This is a genomic window from Mesorhizobium sp. M0239, assembly GCF_040321815.1.
Taxonomy (GTDB): Bacteria; Pseudomonadota; Alphaproteobacteria; order Rhizobiales; family Rhizobiaceae; genus Mesorhizobium.
Genome location: NZ_JAMYSG010000097.1, coordinates 1 through 1,239 on the forward strand (window position 1 = coordinate 1; position 1,239 = coordinate 1,239).

Here is a 1,239-nt window from a genome sequence, read left to right on the forward strand (position 1 = left end):
CCTGGAAGCTCGGCATGGCCGGCCATGCTGCTCCCGGCTGTACCGATTTCATGTCCTGCGCCGGAAAGACGCAGATAGCTTCTAGATTGAGGCCGAGGCGACGGACAGCATCCGCGACCGGCTTCAACTCGCCGAAGGGATCCAGCGTTCCCCTGGTTATGATCTCCAGCACGACGCTTGCACCAATCAACCGGGTCAGCGCTGCGTACCGTTCAAGTTCATCGTGGCCGTGCCCGAGACGGAGATCGACCTGGCAGGCTATCCACTGCGGAGCCAATTGCCGAATTAGATCGGAGTTTCCAAGGGCGTGCCTGGCCTCGTCGGCGGCGACGCCGACGCCAATGCGAGGCACTCGGCCGGCCGGTCCGCCAATCGTCACTTTGATCGGCGGGTCAGGATTTTCAGACATCGGCGCAAGAAGCGTCCCCGACATATGCAGCCGGACGGCCTGGGTGAATTTCTGGCCCTTGGGCAGTCTGTAGGGCCACGGGCGACGCAAGGGACGAACATAGGTTTTATAGGATGCGTCAGACCAATTGCGTTGATCCTCCATCTCAAAGGCATCACCATCCATGGTGCAGGTGGCCCAGATCCCAGGCGCGATCTCATGTGACAACGCGCGCACGTCGGTGAACGGACATTCCGGATCAATAAAGTCCGGAAAATGCGAAAGCCTTTCGAGACCATCTTGATGCAGGACCCGCACCGGCTTGCCGGCCAAATCTGCTATGGGATGCAGCACGACGAAGCCGGTCCGGTTGGTCAAAAGGTCGGTCTCAGGCTCTGCTTCTGTCACAAACGACAGCGCACCATCGCTACTGCCCGAGACGCGTGCCCGGTAAACCAGGCGGCCGGATGTTGCGGCACATGTTGCACGGTATTCAATGGCGAACGCATCCGGCCTCTCGTCGATCCGCAGATCATCGAGAACGGGGGTACATGTTCCCCAGTTTTCGTCCCGTACAAGAAACGAGATTCCGCGCAAGATCTCGATCGTCCCGATGCGGATGTAGCGCAACGCCCCATTGTCGAACGCGACCGACAAGGATCCGGCGCGCAGTGTGCGCAGCGGTGCCTCGTGCTGTTCGGTGCCACATAAGCGGACTGCCAGGGAAGCTGTCGAGGTCAAATTGCCCGCTCCGTCGTGGCGTCGAAGATCGAGGCCCGGTTCATGTTGATGTCGATCGCAAGCTTCTCGCCCGGACGGCTGACGTCGTGCGCCTGCAGCTCAGCCATCAC

At 60.5% G+C, this 1,239-nt stretch carries 1 protein-coding gene; it reads right to left on the reverse strand.

Features of this window, described 5'->3' with window-relative positions:
- On the reverse strand, positions 1-1,129 hold a 1,129-nt coding region (locus NKI99_RS33740; protein ID WP_502905573.1), incomplete at its 3' end, for a D-apionate lactonase family protein.
- Positions 1,130-1,239 lie beyond the last annotated feature (110 nt).